We start from the raw sequence: 18,410 nt of genomic DNA on the forward strand, positions 1-18,410 counted from the left end.
CCCCGCTGAAGACTCCGGCGCTGCTAATCCCGGATACCGATGCGAGATGCCACACCACCGGGCTGCCCCCCGCGCCGCCGCCGCGATTGCGGCCGCGGCGGTTCCATTGCCGCCCATCGACGACCCGGCGGCAAGCCCGTTCCGCGGTCCGTTTGCCAATGCCACCGGCGTGCTGGCCGATTTGCTGGCCCGACACCGCGTGGTGCTCCTGGGCGAAAGTACGCACGGCACCGCCGAGTTCTATCATGCCCGCGCTGCCCTGACAGCGCACCTGGTGGCCCGGCACGGCTTCCGCATCATCGCGGTCGAGGCAGACTGGCCAGATGCCGCGGCAGTCGACCGCCACGTGCGCGGCCGCCCGCCACAGCCGGCCGAATCGCCCGGCGCAGCCTTTACACGCTTCCCGGTCTGGATGTGGCGCAACCTGGAGGTGGCGCGCTTTATCCGCTGGCTGCACACGCACAATGAAACCCTGGCGCCTGCGCAGCGCACTGGATTCTTCGGCCTCGATATCTACAGCCTGCGCGCTTCCATGGCTGCAGTGCTGGCCTACCTGGAGGGCGTAGATCCACAGGCCGCCCGAGCGGCGCGCGAGCGCTATGGCTGCCTGGAACCGTGGGGCCGGGATCCGGCGCGCTATGGGCGTGCCGTGCTGCACGGCACGCATGCCGACTGCGAGGATGCCGTCGTCGCACAGCTGCAGGCGCTGCTGGACAAACGGCTGGCCTATGCCCGGGCGGGTCACGAGGACTTTCTCGATGCCGCGCAGAACGCGCGCCTGGTCGCTTCAGCCGAGCGCTACTACCGCGTGATGTATCACGGCAGCGACGACAGCTGGAACCTGCGCGACACACATATGTTTGAAACCCTGGCGCATCTGCTGCAGGCGCATGGCCCGCAAGCGCGCGCGGTGGTATGGGCGCACAACTCGCATATCGGGGATGCTTCGCAGACCGAGATGGGCGCCAGCCAGGGGCAGCTGAGTATCGGCCAGCTGTGCCGCGAGTCCTTCGGCGACGACGCCGCGCTGGTTGGCTTGAGCACTTACGACGGCACCGTCGCCGCGGCGACATCGTGGGACGGCCCGATGGAAATCAAGCAAGTGCGCCCTGCCCGTGCCGACAGCTACGAGCATCTGTTCCATGCGGCCGGCCATGCGCAAGCCTGGATCGACCTGCGGGGTCCGTCCGGCGGCGCCAACGGCGGCGTGCAGGCCGAAGTGCGTCAGCTGCTGATGCCGGCACGGCAAGAGCGCTTTATCGGGGTGATCTACCGCCCCGAGACCGAACTGCAGAGCCACTATGCGCGCGCCACGCTGCCGCGGCAATTCGATCTGCTGTTGTGGTTCGACCGTACGCGCGCGGTTCCGGCGCTGCCGGCGGAGCCCGCGCCGGGCGCGCCGGAGACCTGGCCTTACGGGCTCTGAAGTGGCCGCCTTGTCGCTTGCACGGACGCTCATCCGCCGGTGCGGTCCGGCGCAACCTGGATGCGATTGACGATCTCGCGCACACCGTCACAGCCGCGGACGCAGGCTTCGACTGCATCGCAGTCGGCCTGCGCGCCGATCGCGCCGCGCAGCGTCACGCGGCCTTGCGCCACGTCCACGGCAACCTCGCTCACGTCGAGGCCGGCGTCCCACAGGCGCGAGCACAGGGCCGCCTGCAGCGCCATATCCGCTGCCGTCGCGGCATTGCCACGGTGATTGGCTGGGTTCGGGGAACCGGTCATGCGCGCACTCTCCCGTCCGTGGGAACAACGCCTCAGTAGGTACGCATGCCGTGGCCCGGATGCGCTTGCGCTGCGCCAGTGCGCGCCACGTGCAAGTGGTTGACCAGATCCTTCACGCCGAAAACCTCGTCGGCAATATCCTCGATCCGGTACTTCTGCAGCCGGTCCGGCACACTGCCCTCCAGCGTCACCACGCCCTGCTCGACCCGGACTTCGACATCGTTGAGGTCCAGCCGCGCGCTGCGCGAGAGCTGCTCGCACAGGTCTTCGAGAATGCGCTCGTCCGTGCGCTGGTAATTGCGCGGCCCCACCGGACGCGCCCGCTGCGGCCCGCCCCGGTAGAGATCCATGCGCTCGTTGTAGCCGGTGAACTGGCGGTAAGGATCGGTCTGGCCCCGGGCGCGCGGCGCCGGCGCGTCCGGCGGCAAGCGCTCCGGCCGCCATTCCCACGCCCCGCGGCGCCCGCCAGACTCGTCCGGGTCCACCGGCTCGTCATAATCGTAGACCCCGTAGGCGCCCACGTAGTGACTGCGCATATCGGCTTCAGGCACCGCGCTCTCGTGCCATGGCTGGCCGCGCCAGTTGTCTCTGCGATCCATCGTCGTCTCCGCTTGCCCCGATTCGTCAGTCAGTCAGCGTGCCGCTACTTCTGCCGCGGCGGCACCAGCCCGCGGTCCGGCGCGCGCAGTTCGCCCTTGCGCAACTGCCGCACCGCGCACGCCAGCGCGCGCGCCACGTTGTCCACTTCGCCCTGCACGCCAGTGTCTTGGTCCAGTGCCACGTGGCTGGTGGCATAGGGCTCGTAGTAGCCGATATACCGGTCCAGCCGCGCCTGCGGGCCCGCGTCGATCAGGCCCATCCAGTCGAGCCAGTCGGCCAGCGCGCGGCGCACGCCCTCGATGCCGGCCACGTCGCCGTGCACCACCAGCCCGTAGGCGCGCCCGGACAGATGCTTGGGATAGTCCCAGCCGGACAGCTCCATCGCCTTGGCGCGCACCACGTCCTTGCCATGCGTGGTGGTGGGGTCGGGATTGCCGCCGTCGGCGCAGACCAGCCGGTCCATCATCAGCTTCAGCGGGCTGGCGGCCTGGTACCAGTACACCGGCGTCACGATCAGCACGCCGTGGCAGGCCGCCCAGCGCGGATAGATTTCGTTCATCCAGTCGTTGACCTGGCCCAGCGCATGGTTGGGATAGCAGCTGCACGGCCAGTGGCACAACGGCATTGCGGTCGACACGCACGCCTTGCACGGATGGATGCGCAGGTCGGCATCTGAGGCGAGGTGGCTCAGGTCGAGCAGGTCGACCTCGATGCCGTCCGCCTCCAGCCGTTCCCGTGCGCGCCCGGCCAGGCGCCAGGATTTCGACACCTCGCCCGGGCAGGTGTAGTCGTTGCGCGCCGCGGCGCACACCAGCAACACGCGCGACGGTGTGGCGGGATCTGCCTGGCGCTGCTGTGCGCTGCGCACGGCCTCGCTGGCGGCGCGCCACTCGTCGGAGAGCTCGTAGTCCGGATCGGCATAGCCTGGCCCGGCCTTATGCGTGCGGGGTGCCTTGCGGCCTTCCTGATAGGCATCCCAGGCAATGTGTTCGAGGCGGTCCAGCGCCTCATCCTCCTGCCGGTATGCGGGATCCGCGAAGCGCGCAAGAAAGCGCTGGCGGAACGTGTCGCGCGCCAGGGGAGTGGTCACCTGGCCCTTGCGCACATCCTCCGGGTTGCCGGGATGGCGCGGCGCACGCGGCGCATCCTGCGATGGCCGGGCTGGCTTGGGCGGGTGCTCGGGCATGACGGTCTCCGTACGGGACGCATGTCCCGCAGACATGCAAGATGAGCGCCATCCCCCGCGGGCATGCATTGCGCGCCGCGCCCTGCGTGGCGGCCGGCCGCGCGTGCAATTCGTTCGTTGCCTTGTAAGAAATGCGGTCTCGGCCGGCGGCTACGGGCTTGCCTGCGGCGTCCGGTACTGCTGCTGCAGCACGCGAAACAACTCGTGGCTGACCTGCACCCCACGGTACTGGCGGCGCACCAGGGCGCGCAGGCGCGGGCCCAGCACCTGCGTGCGCAGCGCCCGCGCATAGCGTCGCTGCACGGCGTGTTCACGCTTGCTGACCGCCTGCAGGATGGACCGGTCCGAGCCGTGCTTGCCGATCGCGCTTCCGGCCGACGCAGCCGGGGCTGCCGTCATGTCGGGCAGCTGCCCCAGGTCAAGCAGGCACGCCTGCAGCTCCTGCGCCGCTTGCGCAAACGCATTGGCGCGGCTGGTGAGCAGCGATTTCAGGTGGGGATTGGCCGCGGCCAGCGCTGCGACGCGGCAGCCAAGCTCGCCTTCGCGCGATGCCGCAATCAGCGCATTGAGCAACAGGATCTTCTTCTTCGCCATGACACACCTGCCCTGGTCCGCGCGCGGACCCGTGAAGTCACCGATCGGGGCCGGCTGCCGCCGGCGGTTGCTCGCTCGCGCCGGACGTGCGCCGCACGCCGGGCTCGTGCAAGGATAGCGGCTCGTCCCGCGCGCCGCCAGTGGCCGCAAGCGCGCGCTGCGAGGCGGGCGGCCACGCCTTGCGGGCCTCGCGCATGCCGCGCAGGTTCATCGCGATCAGCGCCAGCTGCAGGACCACCAGCGCATTGGCGCCGCCGTGCCAGCCCCAGGCAATCCACAGCACGTTGCTGGCAAGAAAGACCCAGAAGCCGGCGCGCCGGCGCGCGCTCCGGCGTGAGCCGACCAGCCAGGTGGCCACCACCGTCACCACCATCGCCGGCCATTGCGCTGCCTCCAGCCACCAGTCCATGCGTCTCCTTCCGCGGCCTTCCCACCGTGCCGGGAACAACACGCGCTGCCAGACAGCGGCAAGAAGCGTACCGGCTGGACACCGCGCCCGCATCGGCCCCATTGCCCTGCGCGTTCTTTCCATCGGCACGGCGCGCGCCGGTAGTTTTTACAAGCAGTAAGGCATCGCGCACATAAGATGCCGCGGCGCTTGCCCTTGAGGTGCCTTGGCTGGGCGCGCAATTGGAGACTGGCCGGGCGCGCTGGCACGCACTTCGCATGGCTGTGCCATCCCGCCGGCTGGCCGCAAGGCGCCGGAGCGGGATTTTGTTGCTCCGTCGGAGCGAAACACCGGGAGGATTTTGTGCGGATCTGCCAGATCGACCTGACCGGAACGCCCGATGCCGATGAACACGCGCTCCAGCGCGTGGCGGCACTGGGCTTCGACCACGTACTGATCGGCGGCTGGCCGCACCTGCCCGGCGAAGACGCTTTCGCGGCTTGCGCCCGGCACGGGCTGGCCCCGCTGCTCGACATCTCACTGGACCGCTATGCGGTCGACCCCGCCGATGGCACCGGGCCAGCACCCGACCCTGGCTGGATCGACAGTGCGCTCCCAGCCTTCGCCCCACACGAGACCGACAGCCACATCCCCGGCGCGCGCCTGCGCTGGCATGACCAGCAAGCGGCCGAGGCGCTGGTGCAGTGGTGGGCGGCCCGGCTGCGCCAGGCCTGGGTGGCAGGCGCGGCGGGCTTCTGCTGCCGTGCGCCGGCACGCGTGCACGGCAGGCATTGGGCCGCGGTGACCGGCACGCTGCGCAGCGATGCTGTGCCGGCACAGGCGCGCGGTGCGCCATGCTTCCTGGCATGGACGCCCGGGCTGACGCCGGCGCAACTGGACGATCTCGCGCCCGCCGGCTTCGACGGCGCATTCTGCTCGCTGCCGTGGTGGGATTTTCGCAGCCCCTGGCTGACCGAGGAAATCGCGCGGCTGCGCCCCTTCGGCCGGGTGCTGGCCGCCCCAGCGCTGACGCCGGCAAGCCATGACGCACTCAGCGCGCGGCGTGCGCTGTGGACCGCCGCGGCGATCGGCGACGGCATCCTGGTGCCGGCCGGCTTCGAGACCGGCGGCGCGCTGGCACGCGACCCGCTGGCCACGGATGGTGCCCCGCATCAGGGCGCGCCGTACGACATCACCCACGAGCTGCTGGAAACCAATACCTGGCTGGCTGCGCGCGATCCGGCGCCGGCACTGGCCGTGCGCCTGCTGAGCGGACCCGACGCGCCGCTGACGGTGCTGGCACGGCTGCCTGTGCCGGACGGCGCCTGCCCCGCTCCCGACGCCGCCGGCACCCGTAGCGACCCTGAGGTACCGGACGGTGCCCCCGCCCTGGCAGTGGTGCTCAATCCAGACCCCGCGGCGCCCGGCACGCTGGGCGCCGACCGCGTGCTGAGCGCGCTGCCGCACGCCAGCGCGCACCTGGAATCGTCACTGGGCGGCCCGGGCGGGACGGTCGATGCCAACCACCGGCTCGATGCGCTGGCCAGCATCACGCTGGCACCGGCCGATATCCGCCTCTACGAAGTGCCCCCGGTGCCCCTGACGCGGCCCGGCATGCCGGCAGCCGACGCGCGCGCGCCGCACGGCCATGAAACGCTGGCCGCCACCGGCCTGGGCAGCGTGGTGGCGGCAATGGAGGCCCCGCGGATCGCCATCGAGCACGTCGAGCCCGCCTGCAACGAAGGCCGCTTCGCGGTGCGGCGCGTGGTGGGCGAGCGCGTGACCGTCAGTGCCGATATCTGGATGGATGGCCACGACAAGCTTGCCGCCATGGTGTTGTGGCGTGCGCCGGGCGAGACTGGCTGGCACCAGGCGCCGATGCAGCCCGTGATCAACGACCGCTGGGAAGGCAGTTTCCCGCTGGTGGCGCTGGGCCGGCATGAATTCACGGTCGAGGCCTGGCGCGACACCTTCGCCAGCTGGCTCGACGAGATCGGCAAGAAGCGCGCGGCCGGCCTCAACGTGGCGCTGGAGATCGAGGAAGGCGCGCGGCTGGTGGCCGATGCGCTGCTGCAGCCTGCCAGGAACGGGAAGCAGGGCAATGGCGGGAAGAACACCCGGACGGCAACCGCGGACACCGAGCTCTCAGCCATCGTCGACGAACTGATCACCGCTGCCGGCGATGACGCTCGCCGGCAGGAGATCCTGCTGTCGCCACGCACCGAGGCCGCGATGCAGGCAGTGATGGCAACCCCGGCGGGTCGCCCGTTTGCCTCGCGTCATCCGGTGGCCATGCCGGTCGAGGCCGATCGCCTGGCCGCGCGCTACGCCAGCTGGTACGAGCTGTTCCCGCGCTCGCAAAGCAACGACGAGACCCGCCACGGCACCTTCGACGATGTCATCGCCAGGCTGCCCGCGATTCGCGCGATGGGCTTCGACGTGCTCTACTTCACGCCGATCCACCCGATCGGCCGCACCCACCGCAAGGGCCGCAACAACAGCCTGCGCGCCGAGCCGGGCGATCACGGCAGCCCCTACGCCATCGGCGGCAAGGAAGGCGGCCACGATGCGCTGCATCCCGAGCTCGGCACCTTTGAAGACTTCCGCCGCCTGCGCGACGCGGCGGCCAGACATGGCCTGGAGCTGGCACTGGACTTCGCCATCCAGTGCTCGCCCGACCATCCGTGGCTGCGCGACCACCCGGAATGGTTCGCACACCGCCCGGACGGTTCGCTGCGCTATGCCGAGAACCCGCCCAAGAAGTACGAGGACATCGTCAACGTCGATTTCTACGCCGCAGCGCCCGCGGGCGCCGCGCTATGGCAGGCCCTGCGCGACGTGGTGATGTTCTGGGCCGACCAGGGCGTGCGCATCTTCCGCGTCGACAACCCGCACACCAAGCCGCTGCCGTTCTGGGAGTGGATGATCGCCGACGTGCGCGCGCGCCACCCCGACACCATCTTCCTGGCCGAGGCCTTCACCCGGCCCAAGATGATGGCGCGGCTGGCCAAGCTGGGCTTCAGCCAGTCATACACGTACTTCACCTGGCGCAATGCCAAGTGGGAGCTGACCGAATACCTGACCGAGCTGACGCAAAGCCCGCTGCGCGACTTCTTCCGGCCTCACTTCTTCGTCAACACCCCTGACATCAACCCCTACTTCCTGCACCAGGGCGGGCGCCCCGCGTTCCTGATCCGCGCGGCGCTGGCCACGCTGCTGTCGGGGCTGTGGGGCATGTACAGCGGCTTCGAGTTGTGCGAGAGCGCGCCCTTTGTGCTGAACGGCAAGGTGCGCGAGGAATATCTCGATTCCGAGAAATACCAGCTGCGCGTGCGCGACTGGCAGCAGCCCGGCAATATCGTCGCGGAGATCTCACGGCTCAACGAGATCCGCGCCGGGCACCCGGCGCTGCAGAACCACCTGGGGCTGCGCTTCTACCATGCCGGCAGCGACGCCGTGCTGTGGTTCGCGCGCTTCATGCCGGGCACCGACTACCTGTTCGGCGACGACGTGCTGCTGGCCGCGATCAACCTGGATCCGCGCACGGCGCACGAGACCGACATCGAAATCCCGTTGTGGGAATGGGGGCTGCCCGACCAGGCCGGCCTGGCGGTGCACGACCTGATGCACGGCCGGCGCTTCGAGCTGCGCGGCAAGCACCAGCGCATCCGGCTCGATCCGGCGCAACTGCCGTTCACGGTCTGGCATGTGCGCCCGCTGGAGCGCCCCGCTCCCCGCCCACCCTCGGCGCCGGCCTCGACCGACCCGCACGGCGCCTGACAGGCATACGTGGAGACACGGATGAAACGCCTTACCGAAACCGGCAGTGCCGCCCTGCTCAACGCCGATCCGCTCTGGTACAAGGACGCGATCATCTACCAGCTCCACATCAAGTCCTTCTACGACGCCAACGGCGACGGCGTGGGCGATTTTGCCGGGTTGCTGGCCAAGCTCGACTACCTGGTCAACCTGGGTGTGGACACGGTCTGGCTGCTGCCGTTCTATCCGTCGCCGCGCCGCGACGATGGCTACGACATCGCCGACTACCGCAACGTCCACCCCGACTACGGCACGCTGGCCGAGGCGCGCCGCTTTATCGCCGCGGCGCACGCGCGCGGACTGCGCGTGATCACCGAGCTGGTGATCAACCACACCTCCGACCAGCATCCGTGGTTCCAGCGCGCGCGCGCCGCCAAGCCCGGCTCGGCGGCACGGCGCTACTACGTGTGGTCGGACCATGACCAGGCCTACGCCGGCACCCGCATCATCTTCTGCGACACCGAGAAGTCCAACTGGAGCTGGGACCCGGTGGCGGGCGCCTACTTCTGGCACCGCTTCTACTCGCACCAGCCGGACCTGAACTTCGACAACCCGCAGGTGCTCAACGAGGTGCTGTCGGTGATGCGCTACTGGCTCGACATGGGCGTCGACGGGCTGCGCCTGGACGCGGTGCCCTACCTGGTCGAGCGCGAAGGCACCAGCAACGAGAACCTGCCCGAGACCCATGCCGTCATCCGCCATATCCGTGCCCACCTGGACGCGCGCTTCCCCGGCCGCATGCTGCTGGCAGAAGCCAATATGTGGCCGGAGGACGCGCAGCAGTACTTTGGCCTGACCGGGCCGGAGCCGGAAGGCGACGAATGCCACATGGCCTTCCACTTCCCGCTGATGCCGCGCATGTACATGGCGATCGCGCGCGAAGACCGCTTCCCGATCACCGACATCATGCGCCAGACGCCGGAGGTGCCGCCCAACTGCCAGTGGGCCATCTTCCTGCGCAACCATGACGAACTGACGCTGGAGATGGTGACCAGCAGCGAGCGCGACTACCTGTGGGAGGTCTACGCCACCGACCGGCGCGCCCGCATCAACCTGGGCATCCGCCGCCGGCTGGCACCCCTGATGGAGCGCGACCGCCGCCGCATCGAGCTGATGAACAGCCTGCTGTTCTCGATGCCGGGCACGCCGGTGATCTACTACGGCGACGAGATCGGCATGGGCGACAACATCCACCTGGGCGACCGCGACGGCGTGCGCACGCCGATGCAGTGGTCACCCGACCGCAACGGCGGCTTCTCGCACGCCGACCCCGAGCGCCTGGTGCTGCCGCCGCTGCAAGGCCCGCTGTATGGCTACGAAGCCGTCAACGTCGAGGCGCAGGCGCGCGACCCGCATTCGCTGCTGAACTGGATGCGGCGCATGCTGGCGCTGCGGCGCAAGCACCGCGCCTTCGGCCGCGGCACGCTGCGCTTCCTGTTTCCGGGCAACCGCAAGATCCTGGCCTACCTGCGCGAATACGAGGACGAGCACATCATGTGCGTGGCCAACCTGTCGCGCGCGCCGCAGGCCGTCGAACTGGACCTGTCCGCCTTCAACGGCCGCGTGCCGGTGGAGATGATGGGCGCCACGCCGTTCCCGGCCATCGGCACGCTGACCTACCTGCTCACGCTGCCGCCTTACGGCTTCTACTGGTTCGTACTCAGTGACGAGGCGCAGCCCCCGTCATGGCACGTGGAAGCACCCGAGCAGATGCCGGACCAGATCACCCTGGTGATGCAGAACACGAGCCGGCCGGAGCTGACCGACGCCTCGCGCCGCATCATGGCCAGCGACGTGCTGCCGCACTACATCAGCCGGCGCCGCTGGTTCGGCGCCAAGCACGAGCGCATCGAGCGCATCGACCTGGCGTACCTGCTGCCATTTGCGCGCGGCAGCAGCGGCGAAGATGTCTACCTGGGCGAGGTGGAGGTGACCCTGCCTGGCCGCACCGAACGCTACCAGCTGCCGCTGGGCATCCTGTGGGACCGCGAGAGCGCCGACAGCGTGTCGCAGCTGGCACATGGACTGTCGATGGCGCGCGTGCGCCAGGGCAGCCGCGTGGGGCTGGCCACCGACGGTTTCGTGGTCGAGCCCTTTGCGCGCGAGGTGGTGCGCGCGCTGCGCAATGACGTGCAGGTGCACGCCGGCAACGACATCATCCACTTCCGCGCCGAAGCCGGCCTGGCCGCGCTGGAACTGGAGCGCGACCCGATCGAATACATGTCGGCAGAGCAGTCCAACAGCTCGCTGTCCTATAACAACACCGCCGTGCTCAAGATGGTGCGCCGGGTCTCTGGCGGCATCCACCCCGAGGCCGAGATGACGCGCTACCTGACCGTGCAGGGCTATGCGCACGCGGCGCCGCTGCTGGGCGAGGTGGTGCGCACCGGGCCGGATGGCGTGCCGCATACGCTGATGCTGCTGCAGGGCTATGTCCTGAACCAGGGCAATGGCTGGGACTGGACCCTGGACTACCTGGGCCGCGCCATCGATGACGCGCTGCCCTCGCAGGAGAGCGAGGACGAGTTTGCCGAGGCCATGAACGGCTATGCCGCGCTGGCTGGCACGCTCGGCCGCCGGCTCGCCGAACTCCATGCGGTGCTGGCACGGCCCAGCGGCGACGACGCGTTCGCGCCGTTGCCGGCCACCGAAGGCGATGCGCGCGCGTGGGCCGAGCAAGCCTTGCGTGCGCTGCAGCGCGCCCTGACGCGGCTGGAGTCCGCGCCCGCCACCGTGCCGGGACCGGTGCGCCAGGGCTTCGAGGCCGACGTGCAGACCCTGCTGGCCGCGCGCGACGCGCTGCCCGCGCTGGTCGAACAGCTCGCCGCTGCCGCGCCGGGCAGCCTGCAGACACGCATCCACGGCGACTTCCACCTGGGCCAGGTGCTGATTGCGCAGAACGACACCTACCTGGTCGACTTCGAAGGCGAGCCCGGCCTGCCGCTGGACTGGCGCCGGCGCAAGACCTCGCCGCTGCGCGATGTGGCCGGGCTGCTGCGCTCGCTTGACTACGCCGCGGCCACGGTCGGCACCGACCGCCAGGAGCGCACCCACAGCGAACTGCCGCCGCAGCTGGCCGAACGCCGCGCGGTGCTGCTGGAGCGCTTCCGCAGCACCGCCAGCGAAGCCCTCCTGAACTGCTACCACCTGCACATGCAGGACTCGGGCACACCCTGGGCCGCGCCCGGCCAGCTGCAGCCATTGCTGGACCTGTTCCTGCTGGAACGGGCAGCCTATGAGGTCGACTACGAAGCCGCCAACCGCGTGGCTTGGATCGACCTGCCGGTCAGCGGCCTGGCGCGCCTGGTGCGCAAGCTGCTGGCGCCGGGAGACCAGCCATGACCCCCGCCCATGGCACGCAGCCCGGCATGCTGCCGGGCCACGAGTTCGAGGCCTTGCTTGGTGCGCGCCACCATGATCCGTTTGCCGTGCTGGGCCCGCACCCTGACGGCGACGGCACGCTGGTGCGCGCCTGCCTGCCAGGGGCGGCGTCGGTGCAGCTGACCGATGCGGGCGGCACGCCACTGGCGGAGATGGCACGGCTGCATGGCGGCGGCGTCTTCGCCGCGCGGCTGCCGCGCGAATACAAGGGCGGTGCGCCCGATTACCGGCTGCGCGTGCAATGGTCCGACGGCAGCGGGCAGTGCGGCGCCGACCCTTACGCCTTTGGCCTGCTGCTGGGTGAGCTGGACCTGCACCTGATCGCCGAGGGCCGCCACTTCGAGCTCGGCGCCTGCCTGGGCGCGCAGTGGCAGCGCGTGGACGGCATCGACGGCGTGCGCTTTGCCGTATGGGCGCCGAACGCGCGGCGGGTCTCTGTGATCGCTGACTTCAACGGCTGGCATCCGGCGCGGCACCCGATGCGGCTGCGCCACCCCAGCGGCATCTGGGAGCTGTTCATCCCCGCCGCACTGGGCGCGCAGCCCGGCAGCCGCTACAAGTACGACCTGCTCGACCCGCACGGCACCGAGCTGCCGGACAAGGCCGACCCGCTCGCGCTGGCCACCGAGGCGCCCCCCGCCACCGCCTCGGTGGTGGCCGGACCGGGCCAGGGCGCGCCCCCCTTCGCCTGGCATGACGCCGACTGGATGGCGCGCCGCGGCGGCGCCGATCCCTACGCAGCGCCGATGTCGGTCTACGAGGTCCACGCTCTGTCGTGGCTGCGCGCGGCCAACGACACGCAGCGCGGCTGGGAGATCCTGGCCGAGCGGCTGGTGCCATACGTGCAGGAACTGGGCTTTACGCATATCGAACTGCTGCCGATCACCGAGCATCCGTTCGGCGGCTCGTGGGGCTACCAGCCGCTGTCGCTGTATGCGCCCACCGCGCGGCTGGGGCCGCCGCAGGCCTTCGCCGCCTTTATCGACCGCTGCCACCAGGCCGGCATCGGCGTGCTCCTGGACTGGGTGCCCGCGCACTTCCCGACCGATCCGCACGGGCTGGCGCGCTTCGACGGCACCGCCCTGTATGAGCACGAGGACCCGCGCGAAGGCTTCCACCAGGACTGGAACACCCTGATCTACAACCTCGGCCGCAACGAGGTGCGCGGCTTCCTGCTGGCCGGCGCGCTGCACTGGCTGGAGCACTTCCACGCCGACGGCCTGCGCGTGGACGCGGTGGCATCCATGCTCTACCGCGACTACAGCCGCGAGCCCGGCCAGTGGGTGCCGAACCGCTTCGGCGGCCGGGAAAACCTGGAAGCCATCGACTTCCTGCGCGAACTGAACGCCGTGGTCCACGAACGCTGCCCCGGTGCGCTGACCATCGCCGAAGAATCCACCGCCTGGCCCGGCGTGACCGCCAGCGTCGCCAGCGGCGGGCTTGGCTTCGACTTCAAGTGGAACATGGGCTGGATGCACGACACGCTGCATTATCTCGGTCACGAGCCCGTCCATCGCGCCTGGCACCACCAGGACATGACCTTCGGGCTGGTCTATGCGTGGTCCGAGGCCTTCGTGCTGCCGCTGTCGCATGACGAGGTGGTGCACGGCAAGGCCTCGATGATCGGCAAGGTGCCCGGCGACGAGTGGCAGCGCTTTGCCGGCCTGCGCGCCTACTACGGCTTCATGTGGGCGCACCCGGGCAAGAAGCTGCTGTTCATGGGCGGCGAACTGGCGCAGTGGCAGGAATGGAACCACGATGCCGAGCTTGACTGGGCCTTGCTGGACCACCCCATGCACCGCGGCATGCACACGCTGGTGCGGGATCTGAACCGCCTCTACCGGGAGCTGCCCGCGCTGCATGCGCTGGACCACCGCCCGGAAGGCTTCCAGTGGGTGGTGGGCGACGACAACCATAACAGCGTGTTTGCGTGGCTGCGCCGCGCGGGCCCATACAGCCGCGAAGTGGTGCTGGTGGTGGTCAACATGACCCCGGTGCCGCGCTATGGCTACCGGCTCGGGGTGCCGTATGCCGGCGCCTGGCAGGAATGCCTGAATACCGATGCCGCCGTGTATGGCGGCACCAATGTCGGCAACAGCGGCGCGGTAGCGGCAGTGGACGTGCCTTCGCACGGGCAGCCGGCTTCGCTCGCGCTGACGCTGCCGCCGCTGGCCACGCTGGTGCTGCGCTTCGATCCTGGTGGCGGCATCCAGGGCGCATCGACATGAGCCGACAGTTCGCGGACCGGCTGCTGCCGGGCAAGCCGTATCCCCTCGGGGCCCACTGGGACGGCCTGGGTGTCAATTTCGCGGTGTTCTCGGCCCATGCCTCGCGCATCGACCTGTGCCTGTTCTCCGACAACGGGCGCAAGGAGCTGGCGCGCCTGCAGCTGCCGGAACGCACCGACGAGATCTGGCACGGCTACCTGCCCGATGCGGCGCTCGGCACGCTGTACGGCTACCGCGCGCACGGCCCCTACGATCCCGCGCACGGCCACCGCTTCAACCCGCACAAGCTGCTGCTCGACCCGTATGCGCGCCAGTTGAGCGGCCCGGTGCGCTGGTCCGATGCGCTGTTCGGCTACCGCCTGCAAAGCGCGCGCGGCGACCTGACACCGGACCGCCGCGACAGCGCCCCCACCATGCCCAAGGCGGTGGTGGTCGACGAGAGCTTCCACTGGGGCGACGACCGCCCGCCCGCGGTGCCGTGGCCGTCCACCGTCATCTATGAAGCCCACCTGCGGGGCCTGTCGATGCTGCGCGGCGATCTGCTGCCCAACCTGCGCGGCTCCTTCGCCGCGCTGTGCGACCCGCGCTTTATCGACCACCTGGTGCAGCTCGGCATCACCACCGTCGAGCTGCTGCCGGTCCACGCCATCCTGCAGGACCGCTTCCTGCTGGAGCGCGGACTGCGCAACTACTGGGGCTACAACACCATGGCGTACTTCGCGCCGGAGCCCGCTTACCTGGGCACCGGGCAACTGCAGGAGTTCAAGGTGGCGATGCGGCGCCTGCACGCGGCCGGCATCGAAGTGATCCTGGACGTGGTCTACAACCATACCTGCGAGGGCAACGAGCTGGGGCCAACGGTGTCGTGGCGCGGGCTGGACAACGCCAGCTACTACCGGCTGGTGCCCGGCGACGAGCGCCACTACATCAACGACACCGGCTGCGGCAATACGCTCAACCTGTCGCATCCGCGCGTGCTGCAGATGGTGATGGACTCGTTGCGCTACTGGGTGCACTGCTACCACGTCGATGGCTTCCGCTTCGACCTGGGCACCACCCTCGGGCGCGAGGGCAACGGCTTCGATGCGGGCTCGGGCTTTTTCGATGCACTGATGCAGGATCCGGTGCTGAGCCGCGTCAAGCTGATCTCCGAGCCGTGGGACCTGGGCCCGGGCGGCTACCAGCTTGGCAACCACCCGCCCGGCTTTGCCGAGTGGAACGACAAGTTCCGCGACGTGGCGCGCCGCTTCTGGCGCGGCGACGCCGGCCACCGCGGCGAACTGGCGGCGCGGCTGGCGGCCTCGGCCGACCTCTTCGACCGCCGCCACCGGCGCCCGTGGGCCAGCATCAACTTCATCACCGCACACGACGGCTTCACGCTGGCCGACCTGGTCAGCTACAGCAGCAAGCACAACGAGGCCAACGGCGAAGACAACCGCGACGGCACCGACGACAACGCCAGCGCCAACTGGAGCCCCGACGGCAGCATCGAAGGCCCCACCGACGACCCCGCTATCCTGGCCTGCCGCGCGCGCGTGGCACAGGCACTGATGGCCACGCTGCTGCTGTCGCAGGGCACGCCGATGCTGACCGCCGGCGATGAATGGGGCCGCAGCCAGCAAGGCAACAACAACGCCTACTGCCAGGACGACGAGATCTCGTGGCTGGACTGGAAGCAGGCCCAGACGCCCGGCGCCCAGCCGCTGCAGCACATGGTGCGCCGCCTGCTGGACCTGCGCCGGCGGCTGCACTCCCTGGCCGGCGACCGCTTCGCGCACGGGCGCGAGGAACCGGCGCAGGGCATTGCCGATATTGCCTGGTTCGATACCGACGGCAAACCGCCCACCCCCGAGGAATGGGCCGACCCGGAGATCCGCACGCTCGCGCTGCGCCGCGCGGCCGCGCCGCCCCAACCGGAGCGCGCGCAGCTGGGCTCGCTGGCGCAGGACGAAGAGAACGATGCCGGCGCCGTGCAGGTAACCTTGCTGCTGCTCAACGCCGGCGATGCCGAGGCCTCCTTCCTGCTGCCCGGGCCCACGCTGGCCTGGAAACTGCTGTTCGACAGCAGCCGGCCCGACGCCACCGAGGCCGAACTCGCGAGCGAGGCGGTCGCCGACAGCCAGGCGGTGGCGGGCCACTCGCTGGTGCTGCTGGCGGCCCAGGCCCGCAGCCGCCAGAGCGCGCCCCAGGAAAGCCCGCCGCTGGGCGCGCCGCAGGAGGCACAGGCATGAGCCGGCGCGCCACCCGCCACGACACGCCCACGGCGCTGCATGCGCTGGCACTGCGCGCGGGCCTGCTGCCCCGGTGGACGGATGCCTGGAACCAGCCCCAGACCGTGTCGGACGCCGCACTGCGGCGCGTCCTGGACGGCCTGGGCCTGCCTTGCGCCACCACTGGCCAGTGCGAAGCGTCGCGCGCATGGCTTGCCTCCGATGACGCCGCGCATGCACTGCCGCCGCTGGTCACCGCCGAGCGCGGCAAGCCGGTGGCGGTGCCGTGGCCACATACCCTGCCGCAGCGGTCCTACCGGCTGACGCTGGAAGACGGCGCCATCGTCACCGGCACCGCGGAGCGTGGCAACGATGGCAGCGCGCGCGACAGCGACGGCACCATGCTGCTGCCCGCCATCGACGTATGCGGCTACCACCGCCTGGAACTCGGCGATGCGCACACCGTGCTGGCAATCGCTCCGCCGCGCTGCTACGGCGTTGCCGATGCGCTGCGGCACGCCGGCCGCGCGGGCGAACTGACCCGGCCCTGGGGCCTGGCAGTGCAGCTCTACGGCCTGCGCCGCGGCGCGCCCTGCGGCCTGGGCGACCTGAGCGCGCTGACCCAGTGCTGCATCAGCGCAGCCGGCGCCAGCGCCGACGCCGTCGCCATCAACCCGCTGCACGCCGGCTTTGCCGCCCTGCCCGAGCGCTATAGCCCGTATGCGCCGTCCAGCCGCCTGTTCCTGAATCCGCTCTATGCCGACCCCGCCGTGCAATTCGGGCAGGCCGCGGTAGACTGGGCCGTCGCCGCGCTCGGCGCGGGCGAGTCGCTGCAAGCGCTGGAAGCCCGCAGCGAGATCGACTGGGTCAAGCTGACGCCGCTGCGCTACGCCATCCTGCGGTGGCTATGGGAGCGCAGCGATGCGCTGCTGCCGCGCGCGGCGCTCGATGACTGCGCCGCCTTTCGCGCGCGCGGCGGCACCGCGCTGCACGCGCACGCATGCTACGAGGCGATCCAGGCCCGGCGCCTGGCCGACAGCGCCAACGGCATGAACCACAACCCCGCGCCTGACTGGCGCTGCTGGCCGGTCACGCTGCGCGCGCCCGGCGATGCCGCCGTGGCGGCCTTTGCACAGGCCCATGCCAATGAGGTCGCCTACCACGCTTTCCTGCAATGGATTACGGCCGACGGCATGGCACGCGCGCAGCGTGCGGCGCGCGGCGCGGGCATGGCGGTCGGCATCGTCTCCGACCTGGCGGTGGGGGCCGACCCTGGCGGCAGTCAGGCCTGGACGCGGCAACAGGAAATCCTGGCGGGCTTCCATGCCGGCGCACCGCCGGACCTGTACAACCCGCTCGGGCAGGACTGGGGCGTGGCGGTGTTCTCGCCGCGCGGGCTGCGCCGCCGCGGCTACGCGGCCTTCCTGGAGATGCTGCGCGCCAACCTGGCCCATGCCGGCGGGCTGCGCATCGACCATGTGCTGGGCCTGGCACGCATGTGGCTGGTGCCTGCCGGTGCCCCGGCCAGTGAAGGCGCCTACCTGCGCTATCCGCTGCAGGACATGTTGCGGCTGGTGGCGCTGGAATCATGGCGGCACCGCGCCATCATCATCGGCGAAAACCTGGGCACGGTGCCGCCGGAGCTGAATGCGGCGCTGTCGGCCCGTGGCGTGCTGGGCATCGATGTGCTGTGGTTCCAGCGCGAAGAGAGCGCGCCAGTGGATGCGGCCGAGGCAGCTCAGCGGGTGCCCGCCCCGGCGCCCGACACCGTGCCGGCCTTCCTGCCTCCCGCAGCCTGGCCGCCCGATGCCATCGCCACCACCTCGACCCACGACCTCCCCACAGTCACCGGCTGGTGGGCCGGCCGCGACCTTGCGTGGCGCGACCGGCTGCACCTGCTGGCGCCGGGCGAAACCCTCGCGGCGATGCAGGCCGGCCGTGCGCGCGAGCGCGGCGCGCTCTGGCAGGCGCTGTGCGCAGCGGGGCTGTGCAGCGGCGCCGTGCCGGACCCCGCCGATGCCCCGCTCGATGCCGTGCTGGCGTGGCTGGGCACCGCGCGCACCGCCATGCGCCTGGTGCCACTGGAAGACCTGCTGGGCGAGGCCGAGCAACCCAACCTGCCCGGCACCACCAGCGTCCACCCCAACTGGCAGCGCCGGCTCGACGCCGATGTACGTGCGCTGTTCGATACCCCGATGGTGCGGGCGCGCGCCAACGCCCTGCGCGGCGGCCGCCACGGCGCACGCCATCCGCCGCCACGCGCGTAGCCACGGCTC

11 protein-coding genes are annotated in these 18,410 nt (G+C 70.5%); 6 read left to right on the forward strand and 5 right to left on the reverse strand.

Going from position 1 to position 18,410, the window contains the following annotated elements:
- Positions 1–46 precede the first annotated feature (46 nt).
- Complete coding sequence (locus I6H87_RS26610; RefSeq protein WP_011617303.1) at positions 47–1,426, forward strand: erythromycin esterase family protein; 1,380 nt, start codon at positions 47–49, stop codon at positions 1,424–1,426.
- Between the two features lie 29 nt (positions 1,427–1,455).
- Here the strand turns inward: I6H87_RS26610 and I6H87_RS26615 are convergent, their stop codons facing one another.
- From I6H87_RS26615 to I6H87_RS26635, 5 genes are all read right to left on the reverse strand, one after another.
- Positions 1,456–1,728 (reverse strand): BON domain-containing protein, encoded by a 273-nt coding sequence (locus I6H87_RS26615; RefSeq protein ID WP_010814538.1) that lies wholly within the window; start codon positions 1,726–1,728, stop codon positions 1,456–1,458.
- Between the two features lie 32 nt (positions 1,729–1,760).
- Entirely contained in the window at positions 1,761–2,327 is a 567-nt protein-coding gene (locus I6H87_RS26620; protein WP_011617304.1) for a BON domain-containing protein, read from the reverse strand.
- A 44-nt stretch (positions 2,328–2,371) separates the two neighbouring features.
- Positions 2,372–3,514, reverse strand: a complete 1,143-nt coding sequence (locus tag I6H87_RS26625; RefSeq protein ID WP_011617305.1) for a flavodoxin family protein — start codon at positions 3,512–3,514, stop codon at positions 2,372–2,374.
- A 150-nt stretch (positions 3,515–3,664) separates the two neighbouring features.
- Positions 3,665–4,108: a PA2169 family four-helix-bundle protein gene (locus I6H87_RS26630; protein ID WP_011617306.1), complete on the reverse strand. Its 444-nt coding sequence runs from the start codon at positions 4,106–4,108 to the stop codon at positions 3,665–3,667.
- A gap of 37 nt (positions 4,109–4,145) precedes the next feature.
- Positions 4,146–4,517, reverse strand: a complete 372-nt coding sequence (locus I6H87_RS26635) for a hypothetical protein (RefSeq protein WP_010814542.1) — start codon at positions 4,515–4,517, stop codon at positions 4,146–4,148.
- A 342-nt stretch (positions 4,518–4,859) separates the two neighbouring features.
- On the opposite strand from I6H87_RS26635, the gene I6H87_RS26640 reads away from it, so the two are divergent.
- From I6H87_RS26640 to malQ, 5 genes are read left to right on the forward strand one after another with little or no spacing between them, the layout of a single operon-like run.
- Positions 4,860–8,276, forward strand: a complete 3,417-nt coding sequence (locus I6H87_RS26640; protein ID WP_011617307.1) for a maltotransferase domain-containing protein — start codon at positions 4,860–4,862, stop codon at positions 8,274–8,276.
- A gap of 21 nt (positions 8,277–8,297) precedes the next feature.
- Positions 8,298–11,657, forward strand: a complete 3,360-nt coding sequence (gene treS, locus I6H87_RS26645; protein ID WP_010814544.1) for a maltose alpha-D-glucosyltransferase — start codon at positions 8,298–8,300, stop codon at positions 11,655–11,657.
- On the forward strand, positions 11,654–13,924 hold the full coding sequence (gene glgB / locus I6H87_RS26650; RefSeq protein ID WP_010814545.1) for a 1,4-alpha-glucan branching protein GlgB: 2,271 nt from the start codon (positions 11,654–11,656) through the stop codon (positions 13,922–13,924). Before treS ends, glgB begins: the two co-directional genes overlap by 4 nt.
- A complete protein-coding gene (glgX, locus tag I6H87_RS26655) occupies positions 13,921–16,155 on the forward strand; it encodes a glycogen debranching protein GlgX (RefSeq protein ID WP_011617308.1) in 2,235 nt (744 codons plus the stop codon). Before glgB ends, glgX begins: the two co-directional genes overlap by 4 nt.
- Entirely contained in the window at positions 16,152–18,401 is a 2,250-nt protein-coding gene (malQ, locus tag I6H87_RS26660; RefSeq protein ID WP_011617309.1) for a 4-alpha-glucanotransferase, read from the forward strand. The genes glgX and malQ overlap by 4 nt, the downstream gene beginning before the upstream one ends.
- The last annotated feature ends 9 nt before the right edge of the window (positions 18,402–18,410 follow it).

It is taken from the genome of Cupriavidus necator (assembly GCF_016127575.1).
Lineage (GTDB): Bacteria > Pseudomonadota > Gammaproteobacteria > Burkholderiales > Burkholderiaceae > Cupriavidus > Cupriavidus necator_D.

Excerpts from the sequence above, each read along its gene's own strand:
- I6H87_RS26615 (WP_010814538.1), bottom strand. The coding sequence starts at position 1,728 with ATGACCGGTTCCCCGAACCCAGCCAATCACCGTGGCAATGCCGCGACG.
- I6H87_RS26635 (WP_010814542.1), bottom strand. The coding sequence starts at position 4,517 with ATGGACTGGTGGCTGGAGGCAGCGCAATGGCCGGCGATGGTGGTGACG.
- I6H87_RS26620 (WP_011617304.1), bottom strand. The coding sequence starts at position 2,327 with ATGGATCGCAGAGACAACTGGCGCGGCCAGCCATGGCACGAGAGCGCG.
- glgB (WP_010814545.1), top strand. The coding sequence starts at position 11,654 with ATGACCCCCGCCCATGGCACGCAGCCCGGCATGCTGCCGGGCCACGAG.
- I6H87_RS26630 (WP_011617306.1), bottom strand. The coding sequence starts at position 4,108 with ATGGCGAAGAAGAAGATCCTGTTGCTCAATGCGCTGATTGCGGCATCG.
- glgX (WP_011617308.1), top strand. The coding sequence starts at position 13,921 with ATGAGCCGACAGTTCGCGGACCGGCTGCTGCCGGGCAAGCCGTATCCC.
- treS (WP_010814544.1), top strand. The coding sequence starts at position 8,298 with ATGAAACGCCTTACCGAAACCGGCAGTGCCGCCCTGCTCAACGCCGAT.
- I6H87_RS26625 (WP_011617305.1), bottom strand. The coding sequence starts at position 3,514 with ATGCCCGAGCACCCGCCCAAGCCAGCCCGGCCATCGCAGGATGCGCCG.
- I6H87_RS26610 (WP_011617303.1), top strand. The coding sequence starts at position 47 with ATGCCACACCACCGGGCTGCCCCCCGCGCCGCCGCCGCGATTGCGGCC.
- malQ (WP_011617309.1), top strand. The coding sequence starts at position 16,152 with ATGAGCCGGCGCGCCACCCGCCACGACACGCCCACGGCGCTGCATGCG.